Source organism: Paenarthrobacter sp. YIM B13468 (assembly GCF_042788025.1).
Lineage (GTDB): Bacteria > Actinomycetota > Actinomycetes > Actinomycetales > Micrococcaceae > Arthrobacter > Arthrobacter aromaticivorans.
Map to the genome: position 1 here is coordinate 62,986 of NZ_JBHZPI010000005.1, position 20,659 is coordinate 83,644.

A 20,659-nucleotide genomic window follows, 5' to 3' on the forward strand; every position below is an offset into this window, starting at 1 on the left:
CAAGCCGACCAACACTTTCGCAGCTGCCCGAAGGAGCGCCGGTCTGGCGGCGGTGCCCAGGGCCGGGCGTTCACTGGCGTAACTTGGGTTGGATCTAGGCGAACGCGCTGATGCCGGTGAGATCGCGCCCAAGGATGAGTGCCTGAACCGATTCGGTTCCTTCGTACGTGTGAAGGGCTTCGACATCGGTCAGGTGCCGTATGACGTGGTTTTCGAGCAGAATCCCGTTTCCGCCCAGCATGTCGCGTGCAATTAACGCGATTCGGCGCGCCGCCCGGGTGTTGTGGTACTTGAGCATGGATGCCTGTGTGGAAGTCATTCGTCCATTTGCTTGCAGCTCACTGACAGCACGGCACTGCAACTGCATGTTGGTCAGTTCGGCCAGCATCTTGGCCAGGCGTTCCTGAACCATCTGATGTGCGCCGATCGGTTTACCGAACTGCTTTCGCTGCTTCGCGTAGGACAACGCGGCCTCGAACATCGCAGTACCATGGCCGAGGGCGGACCAACCCACGTTAACTCGGGTTTCGATGAGCGCACGGGAGACGTCCTTGAACGAGCATGCGCCAGGAAGCAGATCCTCCGCGCCCACCCGGACCTCGTTCAGTGAAATTTCGGCCTGGTGGATTGCCCGAAGCGCACCTTTGCCCCGAATAACCTCAGCGGAATACCCGGGCGTCGACTGCTCAACGATGAATCCCTTGATTTGCCGGTCTGCCTCGTCGCGCGCCCATACGATGGTGATGCCGCCAGTGGCGCCGTTGCCGATCCATTTTTTGTTCCCATTGATTACCCAGCCGCTACCCTCGGGCCGGGCGGTGGTTTCGAGGGACACGGAATCGGAGCCGTGATCCGGCTCTGTGAGCGCGAACCCTCCCAGTACATAAGCGCGAGCCACAGGCTCAAGATAGCGTTCGTGCTGTTCCGGACTGCCGAACAGCACAAGGCTGCGAAGAACCAGGCCACCCTGCACTGCAGCTGCCGCCGCCATCGATCCATCCGCTCTGGAGATCTCCATAGCTACCAAACCCGCTGCCAGGGGAGACATAGCCTCGTGGCCCGGGATTTGCAATCCATCCGTGAGCAGATCTAGTTCACCCATACGGCGAACAAGGTCCAGTGGATAGTCGGCGTCCTCCCAGTGCTGGTCGATCCTCGGCAGCAATTCGGCGGAATACTGGCGGGCCCGGTCCCAGTGAGCCTGGTCGTCAGCTGGGATGGATTCCAAGGCACTTAAGTAGTCAGTGCCCAGGGGCCGGTCAAGGACGAAAGCTGCAGACGGTCGGTCATTCATGCCTGGGCTCCTGAACTTTGGGTAACCCGTTCAGAACGCAACTGTCGTTTCAGGAGCTTGCCTGACTGGTTACGTGGCAGTTCAGCGACGAAATCGACCCGCTTTGGCACTTTATAGTCCGCGATCCGCTCTTTTACATGTGTGCGAACGGCCTCGGCTGTCAGGGACGCTCCTTCCCTGAGAACAACGACGGCGGTTATCGCCTCCCCCCAATGTTCATGGGGGAGGCCTACAACGGCTACCTCGGCGACCTCTTCCAGTTCATAAATGCAGTTCTCGACCTCCCGGGGCGCGACCAGAACACCACCGGTATTGATGACGTCCTTTATTCTGTCTACGACCTGGATGTACCCTTCCCCATCCCTCGTGACCTGATCTCCGGATCGGAACCATCCGTCTACGAAAGCCTCGGCCGTTGCTTCCGGCTTGTTCCAGTAGCCGAGGAAAAGCTGGGGCGAGCGGTACTGGATCTCACCAGGCTCACCAGGACTTGCAGCCAGCCCGTCCAAGGTCATTACTCTCGCCTCGACATGGAACACAGGGCGGCCGCAGGAGGCAGGGCGTGCATCGTGATCCTCCGGGCGCAGCACCGTGCACAGCGGCCCGAGCTCGGACTGCCCAAAGCAGTTGTAGAACCCAATGGCTGGATAGCGCTCCCGCAGTCGCTGGAGCACAGTGACAGGCATGATGGAGGCACCGTACTGGGCTTTGGTGAGGGAGGAAAGATCCCTGGTTTCGAGTTCCCCGTGCTTCGCAAGGGGGACCCAGACAGTCGGGGCAAGAAAAAGGGAGCCGATACGCTCCTCTTCTACGAGGCGGAGGATCTGTCCGACATCCGGCTTCGATATCAGGCGAATGGTTGCCCCCAGAGAAAGGTACGGAAGCATAAACGCATGCATGGCAGCCGAATGATACAGGGGCATTGCTATGAGCGGCCGGTCCTGCGCAGAGAGGTCCATCGCCACAATGGCGGACAGATACTCTGCAAGCAATGCGGAATGGGTCATCATTGCCCCTTTAGGGGCAGAAGTGGTGCCCGAGGTGTAGAGCAACTGAACGAGATCACTTCCCGATGCCGGTCGATTGGCAGGGATATCGTGAGCTGGAGACTCCAATGCCGTGTCCAAAAGAGACAGGCCGCTTCCGGCACTGGCTGAAAACATTGGCCAGACGTCTTCAACAGTTGGTGTCTTTCCGCTGCTACGGACTTGATCGACCAGCGATAACAGCCCGTCATCGGCTACCACGAGGCTTGCCCCGGAGTCTTCCAAAACGTACGTCAATTCGTCGCCCTTGAGCGCAAAATTCACCGGTACATGAACCAGTCCTGCTTCGGCGCAAGCGAGGTAAAGGATCACGTACAAATCAGAGTTTGCACCGTAGGCCGCCACGCGCGCACCGCGCGGAAGGTCGGCGTCCATGAGGCGGTGAGCTACCCTATGCACTGCAGCGCCGAGTTCGGTGTAGGTCCAGGTTCGCTCCTCAAAGACCAGGGCAATCTGGCTGCCATTGCGGGCGACGGACCTCTGGAGCAGCTTGCCGACTGTGTCCGAGTGGGCAGATGCAAGGGACACAAGTTCCTCAGCTGTGTAGCCGGGTGCACTTGAAGCGTTCATTGGATGCAGGTCCTTTCACGAGTTGGGAAGCGGTTATTCAAAGGCATTCGATGATGGTGACGTTTGCTTGCCCGCCACCTTCGCACATGGTTTGAAGGCCCCATCGTGCGCCGGTGCGCTCAAGTTCGTGCAGCATGGTGGTCATCAGTCTGGCGCCCGTCGCCCCGATCGGGTGACCCATGGCGATCGCTCCACCATTGACATTGACTTTTTTCATGTCCGCTCCGGTTTCTTTCTGCCACGCCAGAACGACCGCGGCGAAGGCCTCGTTTATCTCGATAAGGTCCATCTCGTTGAGGCTCATACCTGCTTGCTGCAGTGCGTGGCGGGTGGCAGCAATTGGCGCGGATAGCATCATGACGGGGTCATCACCCCGGGCTGAAGCGTGGTGAATCCTGGCCCGCGGCCTCAGGCCATAGCGGTTAACGGCCTGACGCGAGGCGATGAGGAGCATGGCGGCGCCGTCCGACATTTGGGAAGCGGTCGCCGCGGTGTGCAACCCCCCGGCGGTGATTGCAGGCAGGGACCGCATCTTGCTCAGATCGGGTTGTCGGGGTCCCTCATCGGCACTCAAACCAGCAAGCGGGAAGATTTCCCGATCGAATCGCCCCTGCTGCTGGGCGACAAGTGCTTTCTCGTGAGATGCGACTGCAAAATCTTCGAGTTCATCCCGACAAAGATTCCATTTCTGAGCCATCATTTCGGCCCCACGAAACTGCGAAATGCTTTCGCTGCCATAGCGGCGTGCCCAGAATCCGGAGCCGACGAATGGATCAGGAAAGCCGAAGCGTTCTGCGGCCTGGTTAGCGAACGTGAGTGGAATGCTGGACATGGACTGAACACCGCCGGCAATCACCAGCTGCCTGCTGCCGGACTTCACGGCCTGGGCAGCGTAGGAGACGGCCTGTTGGCCCGATCCGCACTGGCGTTCCACGGTGGTTCCGGGAACCGCTTCCGAAAGCCCTGCCGCAAGCCAGGCATTCCTCGCGATATCCATCGCTTGGGGGCCTATTTGATCTATGCACCCCAAAATCACCTCGTCGTACGCTGACGACTCGATCCCCTGTCGATCGACAAGCTGGGCCAAGGGCGCGGCTGCGAGGTCGAGCGGATGGACTCCGGCCAGGCCCCTGCCCCGGCGTCCTACAGGGGTGCGAAGGGCATCGATGATGTAAGCCTCGGCCAAGTGTTACCTCCTAGTTCAACCGGTCGGCGGTCGTGGGATATAACCCCACTGATTCTTGAGCATGACCCGGTGCGTGTAGTCGTGTGGTCCGTTCTGCAGGACGCGGAAATTACCGCCACGGATGTGGCGGTGTGTTGCCGTCGGAGGCCTGAGCAGGATAAAAACCGCAGACAGCCGCTAATCCGACTCTGTGACGAGTCATGTCCGCCCCTATCGAGCTGAACCTGTTTACGCCTTCAAATTCCCCGCCGCGGCCACTGCCGGCGTTACGCAGAGGAACCTTGCGCGTAACGCCGGCAGAGCAATTTGACGTCGACGTCATCAGCTTTCCTGTCTGAGATTGGCGCTTCGCGTCTGAGATCGACACTGCAAGCGAAGACTTCGGATGCTTCACAAAGGGGACTCCAAGGGACACTCCGCCGGCGAGGAGATGCCGGCGACCACGAACCCTCTCTGTTGGGCCAGCTTTAGCACCCCCTACGACGATAAATCCATTTATCTCCTAATGCAACCACCTCCAGGACCGGCATGATTGTTTTCTATCCGCCCGGGCAAACCGCCGGCGGCCCCCACTGCCGCAGTGGGCTTCCCATCGATTCTCATGAGGTCCTCCCTTGCCGACGGAGACGGAAAACAGTACTGTATAGCGTAACTCAGTACTGTATACAGTTCTATGAGTCGACGGCTTATGTAGCCGGATACCCGACAGGCGGGATAGTTCCCGCAACGAGACTGAGCACTTGCCCTTCCCAGCTGACCGAAAGGTTTCTTATGCCGACGTCTGTCATTGTCGCCGGAGCCCGAACCCCCATCGGGCGCCTGCTCGGCTCCCTTCGTGATTTCTCCGCGGCCGAGCTGGGTGGTGTCGCTATCCGCGCTGCGCTTAGCAAAGCCAAAATTGAGCCAGCTCGGGTGAAGTACGTCATTATGAGGCAGGTTCTAAAAGCCGGGGCGGGACAGATGCCGGCGCGCCAAGCGGCCGTCAAAGCGGGGATCCCAATGGAAGCACCCGCTGTGAACATAAACAAAGTGTGTTTGTCCGGACTCGAAGCGATTATTTTGGCGGACCAACTCATCCGCTCCGGCGCGTTTGACGTCGTAGTCGCCGGTGGCATGGAGTCAATGAGCCAGGCACCCCATCTTTTACCGGCTGCCAGACGCGGCTACAAGTACGGAAATGCTACGGCCGTGGATCACCTGGCCTTCGACGGCCTTCACGACGTTTTTACTGACCAGCCAATGGGGCTCCTCACGGAGGCCGACAATGCTATCTCCCGCGTATGCCAGGATGACTTCGCTGTCCGATTGCACCTACGCGCTGCGCGGGCATGGAACAGCGGCCTGTTTGACGAGGAAGTGGTCCCTCTGCAGTTCACGGGCCGCAAGGGAGAACGCGCCTGGGTGCGCTGCGATGCAGGCATTCGCCCTGACACGACCAGCGACACCCTGTCAAGATTGGCGCCGGCATTTTGCGTAGGTGGAACCGTCACAGCAGGGAACGCCTCATCAATTAACGACGGCGCTTGCGCCGTAGTTCTGATGAGCAAGCAGGTCGCTGAAGCCGAAGGGCTCGAGTGGCTGGCAGAGATCGGAGAGTTCGGGATGGTTGCGGGCCCGGACTCGGGCCTGCTGCTTCAGCCCACACACGCGATTTCCAAGGCGTGCGAGGCGGCCGGAATCTCACCTGCCGAATTGGACGTAATTGAAATTAATGAGGCCTTTGCCGCCGTGGGAATAGCATCCACGCAAGAGCTGGGCATCGACCCCGACAAGGTCAACATCAATGGTGGTGCCATCGCGCTGGGGCACCCTATTGGAATGTCTGGCGCCCGGATCACGTTGCATCTCGCCCTTGAGCTGCAACGTCGCGGTGGTGGCACCGGTGTCGCCGCCCTCTGCGGGGGCGGCGGGCAGGGCAACGCTTTAATACTGCGTGCGCCTTCAACAAGCCTTACCTCCAGCTAAGACTAGCCAACCGGAAACAAAGGAGACGTTCATGCAGATTAAGGACGCAGTTGCCCTCGTTACAGGCGGAGCTTCCGGACTCGGACTGGCTACCGCTGCCGCCTTGCACCAGGAAGGAATGCAAGTCGTTCTGGTCGACCTTCCCTCATCCGACGGCGAGGTCGCCGCGAAGACTCTTGGACGCGGGGCACACTTCATGCCGGCAGATGTAACATCTGTCGAAGAAGTCGTCTCTGCGGTCGACTTCGCTGCGAGTCTCGGCCCGCTGAGGGTCGCTGTAAATTGCGCGGGAATTGCCACTCCCGGAAAAGTGCTGGGACGTTCCGGAGTCTTGCCTCTGGAAGAATTCGAGCGGGTGGTTCGTATCAATCTGGTGGGAACCTTCAACATGGTGCGCATCGCAGCCAGCAAGATGACATCCATAGAAGCCATCGAAGGCGAACGAGGTGTCATCATCAATACGGCGTCGGTGGCCGCCTTCGACGGACAGATAGGCCAACCCGCCTACTCTGCCTCTAAGGGAGGGGTTGCAGCAATGACATTGCCCCTGGCCCGCGAGTTGGCCAGCCATCTCATCCGCGTGATGACGGTGGCCCCCGGCATCTTTGAGACCCCGATGATGGCAACTCTGCCACAGGACGCCCAGGCATCACTGGGCCGGCAGGTCCCGCATCCCTCCCGACTTGGCAAAGCCTCGGAATACGCAGCACTCGTGGCTCACATCATAGAAAATCCAATGCTCAATGGAGAAACCATCCGCCTTGACGGCGCAATCCGGATGGGCCCCAAATAAGCGTCGAACCCAGCTTCTGAAATGCTGGCCTCCGCCACTATCCCTCCTGATAGATAGTGGCTGATCCGCTGATAAAAAGGTTCGCCCAAAGGCTGCCCCTTCTTCAAAGTGAAGCCCGGCCCACGTCTCAGCTCAAAACCGCTTGGATAACGGTAATCGTCCCCATGGCGGTCTTAAACCTTCACCAGTACTCACAGCTAGTCACGTACCGATACCTGGTGCGAACTGGTTCGAACGGAAGCACTATGCCCCATCCAGCCACATCCCGATTGCAGAACTTCGAAAACAACGAGGAACCCACGGCCGTTCTCCTCACAGAGCGGCGAGGACACGTCTTCCTGATCACCTTGAACCGTCCACAGGCCCGAAATGCCATCAATGGCGAGCTCGGAGCAGCAATGGGTCGTGCCCTTGACGAGCTCACGGGCGATCCTGAGCTGCGGGTAGGCGTCATTACGGGAAACGGCAAAGCCTTTTGTGCCGGTCAGGATCTCAGAGCCCTTGCCGCCGGTGAACCCATGATCCCAACGGGGCACCCTGAGTGGGGATTCGGCGGGTTCGCCCAGCATCAAGTGGACAAGCCTCTTATCGCCGCAGTTAACGGCCCTGCCGTCGGCGGTGGACTGGAACTCGCTCTTTTTTGTGATCTGATCCTGGCCACCGAGGATGCAATCTTCGGTCTTCCGGAAGTCACGCGAGGTCTTTTCGCCGCCGCGGGTGGCCTTCAGCGCAGCGCTCAGCAGTTGCCTGAAAAGATCGCCAAACGCTTGGCCCTAACGGGTCAACCCATGACTGCGGGGGAGGCAGCCCGTTTTGGGCTCGTGAACGACGTTGTGCCGTGCGGCCAGCTCTTGGATGCAGCACTCGAACTTGCCGGAGTCATTGCCGCCAATGCGCCTCTTTCCGTGACCGCAAGCAAAAGACTCATCCAACTCACTGTCCAACAGGGCAGCCTGGAACCAGCACCATGGGAACTGAACGAAAAAGAAATGCGGATCATTTTCAGCTCAGAAGATGCCCGCGAGGGTGCTCTTGCCTTCGCAGAAAAGCGCGAACCAGTCTGGAAGGGGCGGTAATGGCCGACCGCGTTGCGAGCACAGTACACGGGTTGGAGGTGCCCAACGTTCCCCGCCAGGCAGAACCGCGTGCGGGGGTGTTCGCGGCGCAGCTTGAAGCAGTCACAGCCGACGTGACCCCTCCCTACGCTGACGCCGACTTCTTATCTATCGGTTCGTTGCTCTCACCTGAGGAACTCGCCGAGTACGAATCTGTACGCTCGTTCTTCCAGTCTGAAATTCGCCCAGCTGCTACTGCCTATTGGAACCGGGCCGAGTTCCCCTACGAACTGCTTCCCAAGCTGGCAAACCAGAACATCACCCGCTTTGGCCCGAACACCGGACACCTGCTTAACGGCCTTGTCCATATGGAAATTGCTAGGGCGGACACCTCGATCTCTACTCTCTTCGGTGTACACCACGAACTATTCACTCGATCGATCCAGGATTTAGGCTCCGAGGAGCAAATCGCCCGATTCGTGCCAGACCTCCTGGCATTGCGGAAGATTGGCGGCTTCGCTCTGACCGAACCGGATCACGGGTCAGACATCTCACGAGCCCTGGAGACAAGCGCACGTTGGGAGGGCGACGGCTGGATCCTCAACGGGGAGAAGCGATGGATCGGCAACGGCACCAACGGTGACTATCTTCTAGTATGGGCACGTGACGTAGCCGACGGGCAGATCAAAGGGTTCGTCGTTGAGCGCGGAACTCCCGGCTTCACAGCCACAGCCATTGAGAACAAAATCGCCCTACGCGCTGTACAGAACGCACACATCCGTTTCCAGAATGTTCGCGTACCCGAGTCCAATCGTCTGCCGGGTGCGACCGGGTTCAAGGCAGCCAACCAGCTGCTGCTTAACTCCCGCGTTTGGGTCGGGTGGCAAAGTGTCGGACAGCAACTGGCCGCATTCGATGTTGCTCGGAAGTATGCAATGACCCGCAATCAGTTCGGCCGCCCGATCGCGTCCTTTCAGCTCGTTCAAGAACCGCTGTCTCGAATACTGGGAAATGCCAGTATGTCGCTGGCGCTGATGATCCAGCTTGCGCGGATGCAGACAACAGGCGGGCTGCACATGGAGCAGGCCGCAATGGCTAAAGCCTCGTGTACGGCCCGTATGCGCGAATCGGTCGCCTTAGCTCGAAACATTCTTGGTGGCAACGGGATAACAACCGAGTACGAGATAGCAAAGATATTTGCGGACGCCGAAGCGATTTACGCCTACGAGGGAAGCTACGAAGTCAACTCGCTAATTGTGGGGAGAGCTGTGACCGGGATCTCCGCCTTTTAGTCTCGGTAACAGTTTCGGCCGACGAACACGCCACTATGCCAGACACAATCCGGGCTTCTGCTGTCACCATCGAGTCTTTCTCATATCAAAGCGACCGCCCCCATCCCCGTTAGAAGGAGCCCCATGGTTCAGGAACACCACGTCCGCGTGTACAAGAGCGAAGAGAACCTGCCCCGAGAAGACCAGCTGGCGCACAAGATTGCAGTGGCTGCCGCGGACCCGGTCGAGGTGACACCTGAGGTGACGGAGATGGTGATCAACCGGATCATCGATAACGCTTCGGTGGCCGTCGCTTCGCTGAACCGGGCCCCGATCGTGGCGGCCCGCGCCCAGGCCCTGGCCCATGGCCCCAGTACCGGCGGGAAGGGCGCGAAGGTCTTCGGCATCGGCGAACGCGTCTCCCCCGAATGGGCGGCCTGGGCCAACGGCGTAGCCGTCCGTGAACTGGACTACCACGACACCTTCCTCGCCGCGGACTACTCCCACCCCGGGGACAACATCCCCCGATCCTGGCCGTCGCCCAGCATGTTGGCTCCAGTGGCAAAGACCTCGTCCGGGGCATCGCCACCGGTACGAGATCCAGGTGAATTTGGTGAAAGCGATCTGCCTGCACAAGCACAAGATCGACCACGTCGCCCACCTCGGCCCCTCCGCCGCCGCCGGCATCGGCACCCTCCTGGGGCTCGACGTCGAAACCATCTTCCAGTCCGTCGGGCAGGCCCTGCACACCACCACCGCCACGCGGCAGTCGCGCAAGGGCGAGATCTCCACCTGGAAGGCCCACGCCCCGGCCTTCGCCGGGAAGATGGCCGTCGAATCAGCGGACCGGGCGATGCGCGGCCAGACCTCCCCCGTACCGATCTACGAGGGCGAAGACGGCGTCATCGCCTGGCTGCTCGACGGACCCGACGCCTCCTACATGGTTCCGCTTCCCACTCCGGGTGAGGCCAAGCGGGCCATCCTGGACACCTACACCAAGGAACACTCCGCCGAATACCAGGCCCAGGCGTGGATCGACCTCGCCCGCAAACTCCACCGCGAACACCCCGAGGCCACCGACCCGGCGAATGTGAAGTCCGTGCTGATCAAAACCAGCCACCACACCCACTACGTCATCGGCTCCGGCGCCAACGACCCCCAGAAATACTCCCCCACCGCATCCCGCGAAACCCTGGACCACTCCATCCCCTACATCTTCACCGTCGCCCTGCAGGACGGGACCCGGCATCATCGACCTGGGCGCGGCACCGAAGGGACTGTTCTAGCCGTGCTGTACTCCACCACCACCGCCGAGCAGAAACGGATCCGGTTCCGCGAACTCCTCAACTCCGGGACCATTGCCCAGTTCCCGGGCGCGTTCAACCCCCTCTCCGCCCGGCTGATCCAGGAGAAGGGCTTCGAAGGTGTCTACATCTCCGGCGCCGTGGTGGCCAACGACCTCGGCCTGCCCGACATCGGCCTCACCACATTGACGGAGGTCGCGACCCGGTCCGGGCAGATCGCCCGGATGACCGACCTGCCCGCCATCGTGGACGCCGACACCGGCTTCGGCGAACCCATGAACGTCGCCCGCACCGTCCAGGAACTCGAAAACGCCGGCCTGGCCGGGCTGCACATCGAGGACCAGTTCAACCCCAAACGCTGCGGCCACCTCGACGGTAAGAACGTCGTCGACCTCGACACCGCAACCAAACGCATCCGCGCCGCCGCAGATGCCCGCCGGGACCCCAACTTCCTCATCATGGCCCGCACCGGCATCCGCGCCACCGACGGACTCAACGCAGCCAAAAACCGCGCCAAGGCGTTGGTGGACGCCGGCGCCGACGCGATCTTCCCCGAACCCATGCGCGACCTCGCCGAATTCCAGGCCATCCGCGACGCCGTGGACGTGCCCATCCTGGCCAACATGACCGAATTCGGCAAAAGCGACTTGTTCACCACGGACCAGCTCCAAGGCGTCGGCGTGAACATGGTGATCTACCCCGTTACTCTGCTCCGCAGTGCGATGGGTGCCGCCGAACAGGTCCTGGACACGCTGAGGAGCCTGGGCAGCCAGGAGGTCCGCGTTTCCCAGATGCTCACCCGCGCGCGCCTATACGAACTGGTGGACTACGAGGCATACAACAAGTTCGATTCCGGGGTTTACAACTTCGAAATTCCGTCCCTGCGCACTGCGACGAAGGAGTCATGATGACAACCGAGCCAACAACGGTCCACGCACCGGATATCCGCAAGGGCCTTGCCGGCGTCGTAGTGGATTACACCGCAATTTCGAAGGTGAACGCAGATACGAACTCCCTCCTCTATCGCGGGTACCCCGTCCAGGAACTGGCCGCGGAATGCAGCTTCGAAGAAGTGGCCTACCTCCTGTGGAACGGCGAACTTCCCAGCAAAGAGGAACTGGCGGCCTTGGTGGCCCTTGAACGCGCCGGCCGTGCCCTCGACCCAGCCGTGAAAGCAGTCATTGACGCCCTGCCCAGCACGGCACACCCCATGGATATTTGCCGCACGGCCGCCTCAGTGCTGGGTGCTCGGCACGAACTTGCCGAGGACTCATCACCGGAAGCCAACATGAGGAAGGCCATAGACCTGTGGGCCGCCATGCCCGCAGTCGTGGCCTACGACCAGCGTCGACGCCGTGGCCAAGAAATTATTGAACGACGGGATGATCTGGACTACTCCGCGAATTTCCTGTGGATGACCTTTGGTGAGGAGCCGGCGGATGAGGTGGTCGAAGCGTTCGACGTCTCGATGATCCTCTACGCCGAACACTCGTTCAACGCCTCTACGTTTACCGCTCGTGTCGTCACTTCCACGCTCTCAGATCTCCACTCCGCCGTGACCGCAGCGATCGGTGCACTCAAAGGCCCATTGCACGGCGGAGCCAACGAGGCCGTCATGCACACCTTTGACGAGATTGGCATCCGGCAGGAGGAGCCCCTCGAGGAGGCTGCGACGCGGTCCAAGGCCTGGATGGGAAATGCATTGGCCCAGAAAAAGAAGGTCATGGGATTCGGCCACCGCGTCTATAAGCACGGCGACTCCCGCGTCCCGACTATGAAGGCCGCCCTGGACAAAATGATCGCCCATTATGGACGGCCCGAGATCCTGGGGCTGTACAACGGGTTGGAACAGGCGATGGATGAGGCCAAGGCCATCAAGCCCAACCTCGACTACCCGGCCGGCCCCACGTACCACCTCATGGGCTTCGATACACCCACCTTCACACCGATCTTCGTTGCCAGCCGCATTACGGGCTGGACCGCACACATCATCGAGCAAGTGGCCTCAAACTCCCTCATCCGCCCGCTCAGCGAGTACAAGGGCAAGGATCAGCGGTCAGTGAGCCTGCGGGAAGGGCTCTAATCTCGGTGGGGCGCCGGATGATCACCCGGATCATCACCTATCGCAACGCCACGGTGCCCCACCGTCAGCCAAAGGGCACTCGCGATCACCACCTTGGCAGTTCATAAACAGGACCTTACGCAGCCGGACAGAAATGAAGAGAATCGCCGTGGACCTGCACCTACAACCAGACTGGCACCGGGCCTTAGGTCAATATCTGCAAATACCCTTGCACGGCAAGGTGCTGCGGAACGGCGTCGTAGAGGCTGTCATGCCCGACGGTTCGATACTCTGGATTTCCGCGGAGGACCGCACGGCCGGGAAATGATTGAACGCGCGGAGGGCAAACAGGTGTTCGCCCGCTAACCCTGAGATACATCTCCCCGGCCTGGCGATGGAGTTAGACAGTGATGTTGCGGGCTCACCCGGCCGGAACGACCCCAGGCCGGCCGACCATGAGGCATGTGGCGAAGGTCGCCGGAGTGGGTATCAAAACGGTGTCCCGCGTGATGAACGATGAGCCAGACGTTTCTGAGGCCACCCGGCAGCGGGTCCTTGACGCGTCGCTGCGGCTGAACTACCAACTGGATATGGTTGCAGGCAGCCTGCGGCGGCCCGGGCGGCAAACCCTCTCCATCGGGTTGCTCCTTCCCAGGGTTGCCAACCCCTTTAGCAGTAGGCTGCACCGCGCCATCGAGAACGCCTTGACACCACGCGGTATCGCCGTATTCGCGGCAAGTATGGACGATGATCCGGACCGTGAGAAGGCACTGGTGGCGGCGTTTTTGGGGCGGCGCGTGGACGGCCTGGTGCTGACCCCCATTGCGAGGAGCCAGATTCACACGATTCCGGAACATTCCCGGGCCCTGCCTATGGTGTTCATTGAACGGGAGCCGTTAGGTATCGATGCTGACGCCGTGGTGACGAACAATGCCGTCGCCGCGGCGCATGCTGCCTCGCACCTCTTGGCACATGGGCATACCAGGTTGGCCTATCTCGGCGACCGGGCGGATATTCAAGGTGAACGCCGCCGCGGTTTCACAGGGGAACTGGAGCGGGCCGGCCTCTACACATACAGGATTCCCGTCCGGGAAGGACTTCACAATGAAGAATCAGCCAGGCAGGCAGCCCTGGAACTGCTCGGCGGGAACGAACCGCCCACGGCGTTTTTCTCCAGCCAGCACTTCATCACCTTCGGGGTTATCCGCGCTCTCAAAGAACTGCGGCTCAGCCGCAAGGTAGCGTTGGTCGGGTTCGACGACTTTGCCCTGGCAGACATGATGGACCCCGGCGTCACAGTCATCGCACAGCATCCGGAGCGGATCGGCAAGGTCGCCGCAGAACGGTTGCTGGCCAGGATTGACGGGGATGACAGGGCACCCGAAACCTACGTTGTCCCGTCCGAACTCATCGAGCGGGGGTCGGGGGAGCTCAGTCCTGCTCCGTAACCGAGAGTGGACGCGGGACGATATGTGGTTCGGATACTGCTCTTATAATCCTAGCCTTGACATCGAGCGCCTCAGAGAGATCGGCTGCACCGAGCTGGATCTACCGCAGTGGGCTGGCTCCGGCGATAACAGTGACCCCAACAGGCTCGAAGTGGCTCCGACCGCCACACTCCATGTGGGCAAACTGCAGGCTTACATGCGCATCTTCACTTATGACCGAGTGACATGGTCTGACAAGATGACCATCGAGGCGTTTGAGGAGCGACTTCGCAACCGGCGAAACTTTCGCCGACCCTGCCTAGCGGCAGCCGTGAGGCACGGCGCGCACATACATCGAAACGGCTACTCGCGCGAGAACTTCCGCAAAGGTTCCGCCAGCTGCGCCTGGGAGATCACTAGGGCGGTGAGCCTATCAGTCGGTTAAGGCGACGCTAAGAATTCGCCCTATTCTGTCTCGCAGGAACCTTTGTCCCTTGGCGCTGGGATGCTCGCCGTCTGGTCCGAGCAGCACATCGGCTCGTCCACCGAGCCAGTGCTCCGCTATGGGATCAATGAATTTCACCCCTTTGTCGCGCGCGGCAGAAGCAACCGAACGACACACATCGGCCAACACCTGATCCGGCCCCTCGCTCCCGGCCAGTGGACCGATCGCGACGAGACGAGCCTTGGGAGCAAGGGAGGACGCGGCGTAGAACGTCGACGCGGCCGCCGCCTTGAGCACCTCAGGATCTGTCCCCGCGTCGTTGTCTGACCCGAAGAACAAGATCACGTCGGTTGAAGGTGTGACTGCCGCTTGGACTTCCTCGCGGAACGTGTCGCCATCAACACCCGTGGCTACGTAGCCGCTGCCGTTCTCGGCAGCATTGGTAATCTCAACCGCACGCTTGTCGGGAACGGGTACCAACTTAAGGAGTTCCGGCCAAGCCTGTTGTGGGGATGTCCCCAGCCCCGTACTCAGCGAGTCACCAATCACGACAACCCTGGCCATTTCGATTGACTTTGTTCCGTACACAGACTGCCGGTCGACGTCGGCGGGAGCGCATGCGCTCAAAGCAACAAGCAACGCCGCTCCGGCTGCCGTCTTACTTTTCAGGGACGACTGCTCCATCTATTCCTCCATCAGTTTCAGTACGACACGGGTGAACCCTTCGCAGGCTCTGGGGGAGCAAGTCCGCGGTTACTAAGGCATCCAGGGGACCGATCATTCTCTTCCACCTTTACTTAACGTCCAGTGACGGCGCTTCAGTTTGACCGGGGATAGCACCTGGAGGGGGTTGCACTCCGGCATCACGGCAGGGCTTATCCTTGGCTGATCTGATGCTCGTATCTGGGCGGCCCAACGCCTGGTTCGAAGCCAAGATGTCCAGGAAGCCAGGGGCGAACAGGTTCATCCGAGAGGTTTGTGTCTGACGCACGTTGCGAGTGTTCGGCGCGGGTCATGATAAGACAGGGAAAAGCTCGCGAGATTAGAAACCGAAAGGGTGCTCTTGCGCTCGGCAAATTATGGTTTGGATAACCACAATGTCGCGGCTCAGAGCACCCTCCTCGTTTCTAACATGCGATTAGCGACGGCGCTCCTTAAGAGCCGAGGCTAGTCCACGCCCTTTGCAGGGCTGGTCACGACAACCATGGAAGGCGACTTACGAATTTTGCAAGCGATGCTCCCGTGGAAGAGACGCAGCCTGCGCGTGCATCAACTATGCGGCACTTGCTAATAACTTCACCCGTTGGTCAGCGTGGTTCCACAGCTGCCCCCTCGGGGGCCGCCTCACCTTTCGCTTGGCCTTCAAACGAGGGACTCTCTTCGTCTGGGTGAGCCGGAACCCACTCCCGGAGCACCAGCTTTACACGATCCTGGAACTTCTTCCTGATGACGTAGGTGATCGGGCCGAAAGAAAGCAGGACTAAAGCGATGAAGATCGAGCTTGCGTCCCCGTAACCGCCCAGATCCGGGTTAAGGAAGCCGACCAACGCTATAACGGCATCAACGATGGTAAGGACCACGGCTATGCCCACCCAGTAAGATCGCAATTTGAAAGGCCTTGGCCAGTTCGGCCGGTCTTTGCGCAGCAAGACGAACCCGGCTACGGCGAACGTTGTGCAAACTAGGTATCCGAAGTTGCTGGCAAATAGAACCGCGAGGGTTGAACCGAGGAAGAACACCATCGCTACATTGACCACCATGTCCAATGTCATCTGACGCACCGGCATCCCGCTTCGCTTGCTCAGATGATCCAACTGCTTGAGAGTCATTCCCTCTCGTGCCAGACCGAATAGTGCTCGGCCTGCACCACCGCTGGAGGCTGTCATTGAGGCAAACATCGATGCACAGACAACTAGAGTGACAAACCCCGATGCCGGCCCGACCAAGTGCTGGAAAGCCAACACGGCGTAGCCAATGGGGTCACTGGCGATAGCGTTCTCTCCGAGCGTGCCAGCCGCACCGATAGGCACCAGGATATAGATGGCAACCATTGTGAATCCGTTGAACGAGGTCGCCTTGGGCACGTCCCGCTTGGTATCGCCGAACTCAGGGGCGAAAGTCGCAATGATTTCGGTGCCGTATACGCTCCAAGCAGCCAGATACATCAAAGCTATCGCAAGCTTCCAGCCGCCCCATGCCCCCGAGAAATGGAACGTGAAGCTGTCTGCGCTCCATTGCCCGGTCACGAACGGCATAACCACAAACACGAGCAGCACAAACACAACCCCGATGTTGAGGATCCACAAAACGCGAACCGTAGGCTTGACCCCCAAGACATTTAGCATCCATACCAAAATGATTGCACCTGCGGCAATAAAATGTTGAGCGCCAATGTCAATACCAAAAATCGTAAAAAAGGTTCCGGTATCGGGAAACCACTGCGCCTTCACAAGATTGCCAAAGGTCAACCCGACCGCTGACAGCGCGAGCGACCAAGCCATCCAATACCCGTAGACGCAAAAGGGACCAATTGGTGCAAAGTACTTCCGCCAGGCCTCGTGGGCGAACACGCCAATACCACCAGTCTTGTTCGGAAACATCAGCGCCATTTCAGTGAACAGCATGACCTGAAGCAACCCGATCAGCGCAGCACTGACCCATACAGCGATCATGCCCCAGAGGCCTACCGTACCCATTGTGTATCCGACGGAGGTGAAGATACCTGTCGTCATAACCCCAATAGTTAGGGCGAAGCCATCTGTCCACTTCAACCGCTTTCGCATAGTTTTATTGGCGCTACCCATGCTTTCCGCCATAGCTCACCATTCTCCTTTTCCTTTTCGTCGAATTGAAGACGCCCGGACTGAGCCGTCTTGAGTGACACGGATAACTATGGGGCCCAGCAGCCTGTTCGCGATTGTCGTGAATTGATAAAAATGGCGAGCAGCTTGTGTTGCTACGCCTAGCGGTTCCGGTGAGTTTTCTGGCGCGTAGATCCTGCCTGCTAGCCGACAGCGCGAAGCGAGGCAGACCGGGCATGCGGGGCAGTGCGGTCGTTGGCTTTTCTCAGCTGGCTTTGTCTCCGGGCGAGGAAACCGGGAACAAGAACGGCCTGAAGACCGCGCACGGCTGCGGAGACTTCAGCATTTGCAGTTGTGCACACAGGCATGAACCTGGCAGCAGCCGTGCTCGCCCCTGTCTGCCGTCTGCCACAAGCTCCCAAAACACAGACTTAACGCCACTTGGAATAAATGAAACGTCTCGCTGGTCGGGCAGCATTGAGGAATGACCAAGACAGCAGGACCCCCGTTCAACACCGACAAATTCCTTTGGCAACGATGAATCCACACGAAGGAGGCCTCCGATGCGCTTAGTCCCGTTGTTGAGCGTCCGCTGGAACCGCCGACTTTTGGTCCTTGCTGCGCCTCGCAAGTCACCAGGGCGTTGAATAGCCCAAGGACTGGGAGGGGTCAGGTTGTCCAGGGATCTATGTTGTAGTTGCGGCGGAAGCGGTTCTCAGGGTCGTATTCGCGTTTGACTGCCGCAAGGCGGCGGTAAACTTTTGGCGTATAGACTTCGGTGACCATCTCTGGTGTGACCTCTGAATTGTTATTCAGGAGGCCGAATTTAGAAGTCGTGGCACCGGCACGAAGGAGCGCCGCATCCAGTTCTCGTGCCCCCTCGGGGTACTTTGCAGCTTCAGGGCTCGTCCCGTTCCATTCTGCGACGGCCAGCACGCCCATTGCATCGCGGTGCCGGGCCGGGGTCCCCTTCGGGTTTGGGAAAGGCCTTCCTTCGATCTCCAGTTTGACGGAGCTTCCATTTGAGGGGTCGGTAATGAACTTATCCAGATTCGCCGCAACCGCTTGAGCGAAACGACCGTTCGACACTGCGATCTCCCGGTCGATCCAAAGATTTGACATCCCGTCCTCGAAGCTACCCACCTCAGCGTTGAGAACGACTACTTCGTCATACGAGCGGACGACAACCGAATCTGAAACCGGTCGACCCAGGCCGCGAAGCCGTTCGATGTCCCGTTCGGCGACATCGAGCTTTCCGAGGTGCCCCACGCAGACCGTAATGGCAGGTGTCCTGTTTTCGTCCAGGCTGACGAAAACGCTGGGGTAGAGATGACCCGCCATTGCGTTGAGCGCATCGAGGATGGAGGCCAAGAGTCCGGCGAGCTCATCGACAGCCGGCTCCCACTTCATGAATCCGGCAAGCATCTGCCCGGGGAGCTCATGCAGGGCGATCTCGACCTCTGTGACGACACCAAAGTTGGGGCCTGCACCTCTGACTGCCCAAAACAATTCAGGCCGTTCATCCTCCGAGCAGTGGATAAGGTCTCCAGTAGCCGTCACCAAAGTCGCTCCCAGGATGTTGTCACTGGCGAGACCGTACATTGGAGTGAGAAAGCCAACGCCGCCATTGAGCGCCAGACCGCAGAACCCTACTTTGGGGTGCATGCCGGTTACAGCCGCCAGACCGTGCCTGGCCGCCTCTTGGACGAGGCCCCCGGCAATCACCCCACCACCCACCCGCGCCCGACGCGCGGCCGCGTCAATGTTGATGCTATCCATCAGCCTAAGGTCCAAAACGATGCCGCCGTCGTTAGTCGCATAACCATTCGGATTGTGGCCGCCGGACCGGACCGATATTTCCAGGTCGTTTTCGCGTGCGTAACGAATGGCTTTCTGAACGTCTTCCACGCTCATGCAGCGAGCGACTACCGACGGTCGCTGCGAGTGGCGACCGTCCCAAATCCTTGCGATCGCATCAAAATCACGGTCGCCAGGGTAATAAACATCGCCATCAATACCGAGTGGGGTGATTATTTTTGGGGTCGCCAATTTCCTGCTCCTTCATCTTGCTGACAGTTAGCATTCTCTTTTTCGAGAAGGTGATCATTCGTTGAGACAAAGACAGCCCCTATCAATCAGTCTCTCTGGTCCAGTGTGTTAGAGGGACTTCATGGCTCTGTTCTCCTTGCTCCCCGGATTGGGCAGTCTTTTTCAAGAAATTCCAGTTCAAAATCGTTCCCGCTGCTCCTGGCTGTCGCTTGCGGTATTCAGAATGGAAGATTCGCCTAGAGTGGAATCAATAGTAGGCAGGCCACGTCATCGGCTCCGCTGGCAAGCTATGGCACCAGTCGGCTTAGACCGCCGTCAACGCTCAGTTCCCGATAAGCCTGTGTAGTGTTGCCCTTTGGATTTCGACGCTTTGCCCGATAGGCGAGCAACCGCGCCCTTTCTTCGACTCGGACCTCATTCATCCGCTCCACTAGGATGGGCGTGAGGGTTTCGAGGTCTTCCAAGCTGGTCTCTCCGATCATCTTCTCAGCTAATGATTCCTCGGTCGCATCAGTGAAGACCTTTATGCTTTCCTCGGGCTTGAGAACTTGGATCACGGATTCCTCCAAACGCGGATCGGTCGAGGTGATCTCAATAGTCGAGGAGTGAGCAAGGCCGTTCTCCTGGCCATAGGCATAGACCGAGCGCAAGTTTTCCCTAAGGTAACGGAGATCCGTCCAGCCCAGCGGAGCCCGCTCTACATAGGAGAGATCACGTTCTGTGTGTTCGTCGGGGACCATCAACCGCGTGATCCCATAGTCCTTTACGGCGGCGAGTACAGAGTAGGGGTCATTCTCGACAAGCACCTCGTAGCGATGGGGAACCACGTCAAGCATGATGTGGCTGCCGTGCATCTGGCCGACGTGAAATAGAAAGATCGGCGGATACTGCGGCTTGGCCGTCGCACGCTCAGGAACCAATCCATAGAACAACGGCGTCATGGCAAGCAACGCCAGGCTCGCCTCAATTGCCCCATACGGTTTGCTCAAGACGATGCCAAGCCGCTCTGTCACGCCCCAGTCGGGGAACAGGTCGTCTAGCGTTCCGGAGGTGCGGCAACCCTCCTCTCCAATGCGGACGGCGAAACTTTCCCTGGCGACGAACTTGGAGAGGTGCATGTGAGGCTCCTTCTGGATGTATCCCGTAACGCTGTCGGGATGGGATGTTCTTCAAAGCCGCATAACCGCGGTCGAGACTCTTAGACCACGCGCAAATGATGCACGTGGTCTAAGAGTCCGGTGATTGACTAACTACGACTGCGACCTATGACGATTAGTCACAAGGATCCAGCGCACGGCCGTCAGTCAGACCACTCTGCAGTGGGGTCACCGGCGGCCCTCAAGTGCCTGGATGAGCCGCGAACAAGTCAGACGCATCCAGGGGATGTTTCG

At 59.5% G+C, this 20,659-nt stretch carries 14 protein-coding genes and 1 pseudogene; 8 read left to right on the top strand and 7 right to left on the bottom strand.

What is annotated here, in order from left to right:
* Positions 1-94: 94 nt before the first annotated feature.
* Genes ACFX4T_RS06640 through ACFX4T_RS06650 form a run of 3 tightly spaced genes read right to left on the bottom strand, consistent with a single transcriptional unit; the run spans position 95 to position 4,096 of the window.
* The gene (locus ACFX4T_RS06640) at positions 95-1,294 is read right to left on the bottom strand and encodes an acyl-CoA dehydrogenase family protein (RefSeq protein WP_377651199.1); all 1,200 of its coding nucleotides are present in this window, start codon (positions 1,292-1,294) and stop codon (positions 95-97) included.
* On the bottom strand, positions 1,291-2,910 hold the full coding sequence (locus ACFX4T_RS06645) for a fatty acyl-CoA synthetase (RefSeq protein WP_377651200.1): 1,620 nt from the start codon (positions 2,908-2,910) through the stop codon (positions 1,291-1,293). The genes ACFX4T_RS06640 and ACFX4T_RS06645 overlap by 4 nt, the downstream gene beginning before the upstream one ends.
* 37 nt (positions 2,911-2,947) lie before the next feature.
* Positions 2,948-4,096: an acetyl-CoA C-acetyltransferase gene (locus ACFX4T_RS06650; protein ID WP_377651201.1), complete on the bottom strand. Its 1,149-nt coding sequence runs from the start codon at positions 4,094-4,096 to the stop codon at positions 2,948-2,950.
* Positions 4,097-4,867: 771 nt separating this feature from the next.
* Here ACFX4T_RS06650 and ACFX4T_RS06655 point away from each other — a divergent pair.
* From ACFX4T_RS06655 to ACFX4T_RS06690, 8 genes and pseudogenes are all read left to right on the top strand, one after another.
* Positions 4,868-6,061 carry an acetyl-CoA C-acetyltransferase gene (locus tag ACFX4T_RS06655; protein WP_377651202.1) on the top strand — a complete coding sequence of 398 codons (1,194 nt, stop codon included), beginning with the start codon at positions 4,868-4,870 and terminating at the stop codon, positions 6,059-6,061.
* A gap of 31 nt (positions 6,062-6,092) precedes the next feature.
* A complete protein-coding gene (locus ACFX4T_RS06660) occupies positions 6,093-6,854 on the top strand; it encodes an SDR family NAD(P)-dependent oxidoreductase (RefSeq protein ID WP_377651203.1) in 762 nt (253 codons plus the stop codon).
* Between the two features lie 245 nt (positions 6,855-7,099).
* Positions 7,100-7,930: a crotonase/enoyl-CoA hydratase family protein gene (locus ACFX4T_RS06665; protein ID WP_377651204.1), complete on the top strand. Its 831-nt coding sequence runs from the start codon at positions 7,100-7,102 to the stop codon at positions 7,928-7,930.
* A gap of 113 nt (positions 7,931-8,043) precedes the next feature.
* Positions 8,044-9,201 carry an acyl-CoA dehydrogenase family protein gene (locus ACFX4T_RS06670; RefSeq protein ID WP_377651205.1) on the top strand — a complete coding sequence of 386 codons (1,158 nt, stop codon included), beginning with the start codon at positions 8,044-8,046 and terminating at the stop codon, positions 9,199-9,201.
* A 123-nt stretch (positions 9,202-9,324) separates the two neighbouring features.
* A pseudogene (locus ACFX4T_RS06675) lies at positions 9,325-10,432 on the top strand (MmgE/PrpD family protein); the annotation flags it as partial.
* 36 nt (positions 10,433-10,468) lie between these two features.
* Positions 10,469-11,392 carry a methylisocitrate lyase gene (gene prpB / locus ACFX4T_RS06680; protein WP_377651343.1) on the top strand — a complete coding sequence of 308 codons (924 nt, stop codon included), beginning with the start codon at positions 10,469-10,471 and terminating at the stop codon, positions 11,390-11,392.
* The gene (locus tag ACFX4T_RS06685) at positions 11,392-12,567 is read left to right on the top strand and encodes a bifunctional 2-methylcitrate synthase/citrate synthase (protein ID WP_377651344.1); all 1,176 of its coding nucleotides are present in this window, start codon (positions 11,392-11,394) and stop codon (positions 12,565-12,567) included. Before prpB ends, ACFX4T_RS06685 begins: the two co-directional genes overlap by 1 nt.
* A 434-nt stretch (positions 12,568-13,001) precedes the next feature.
* A complete protein-coding gene (locus ACFX4T_RS06690; protein WP_377651206.1) occupies positions 13,002-13,994 on the top strand; it encodes a LacI family DNA-binding transcriptional regulator in 993 nt (330 codons plus the stop codon).
* 412 nt (positions 13,995-14,406) lie between these two features.
* On the opposite strand, the gene ACFX4T_RS06695 is transcribed toward ACFX4T_RS06690, so the two are convergent.
* The 4 genes from ACFX4T_RS06695 to ACFX4T_RS06710 all read right to left on the bottom strand — a co-directional run bounded on the left by ACFX4T_RS06695 (position 14,407) and on the right by ACFX4T_RS06710 (position 20,386).
* Entirely contained in the window at positions 14,407-15,102 is a 696-nt protein-coding gene (locus tag ACFX4T_RS06695) for an SGNH/GDSL hydrolase family protein (RefSeq protein WP_377651207.1), read from the bottom strand.
* 623 nt (positions 15,103-15,725) lie between these two features.
* Entirely contained in the window at positions 15,726-17,234 is a 1,509-nt protein-coding gene (locus ACFX4T_RS06700) for an APC family permease (RefSeq protein WP_377651208.1), read from the bottom strand.
* 654 nt (positions 17,235-17,888) lie between these two features.
* Positions 17,889-19,268 (bottom strand): FAD-binding oxidoreductase, encoded by a 1,380-nt coding sequence (locus tag ACFX4T_RS06705; protein ID WP_377651209.1) that lies wholly within the window; start codon positions 19,266-19,268, stop codon positions 17,889-17,891.
* Between the two features lie 287 nt (positions 19,269-19,555).
* A complete protein-coding gene (locus tag ACFX4T_RS06710; protein ID WP_377651210.1) occupies positions 19,556-20,386 on the bottom strand; it encodes a hypothetical protein in 831 nt (276 codons plus the stop codon).
* Between the last annotated feature and the right edge of the window lie 273 nt (positions 20,387-20,659).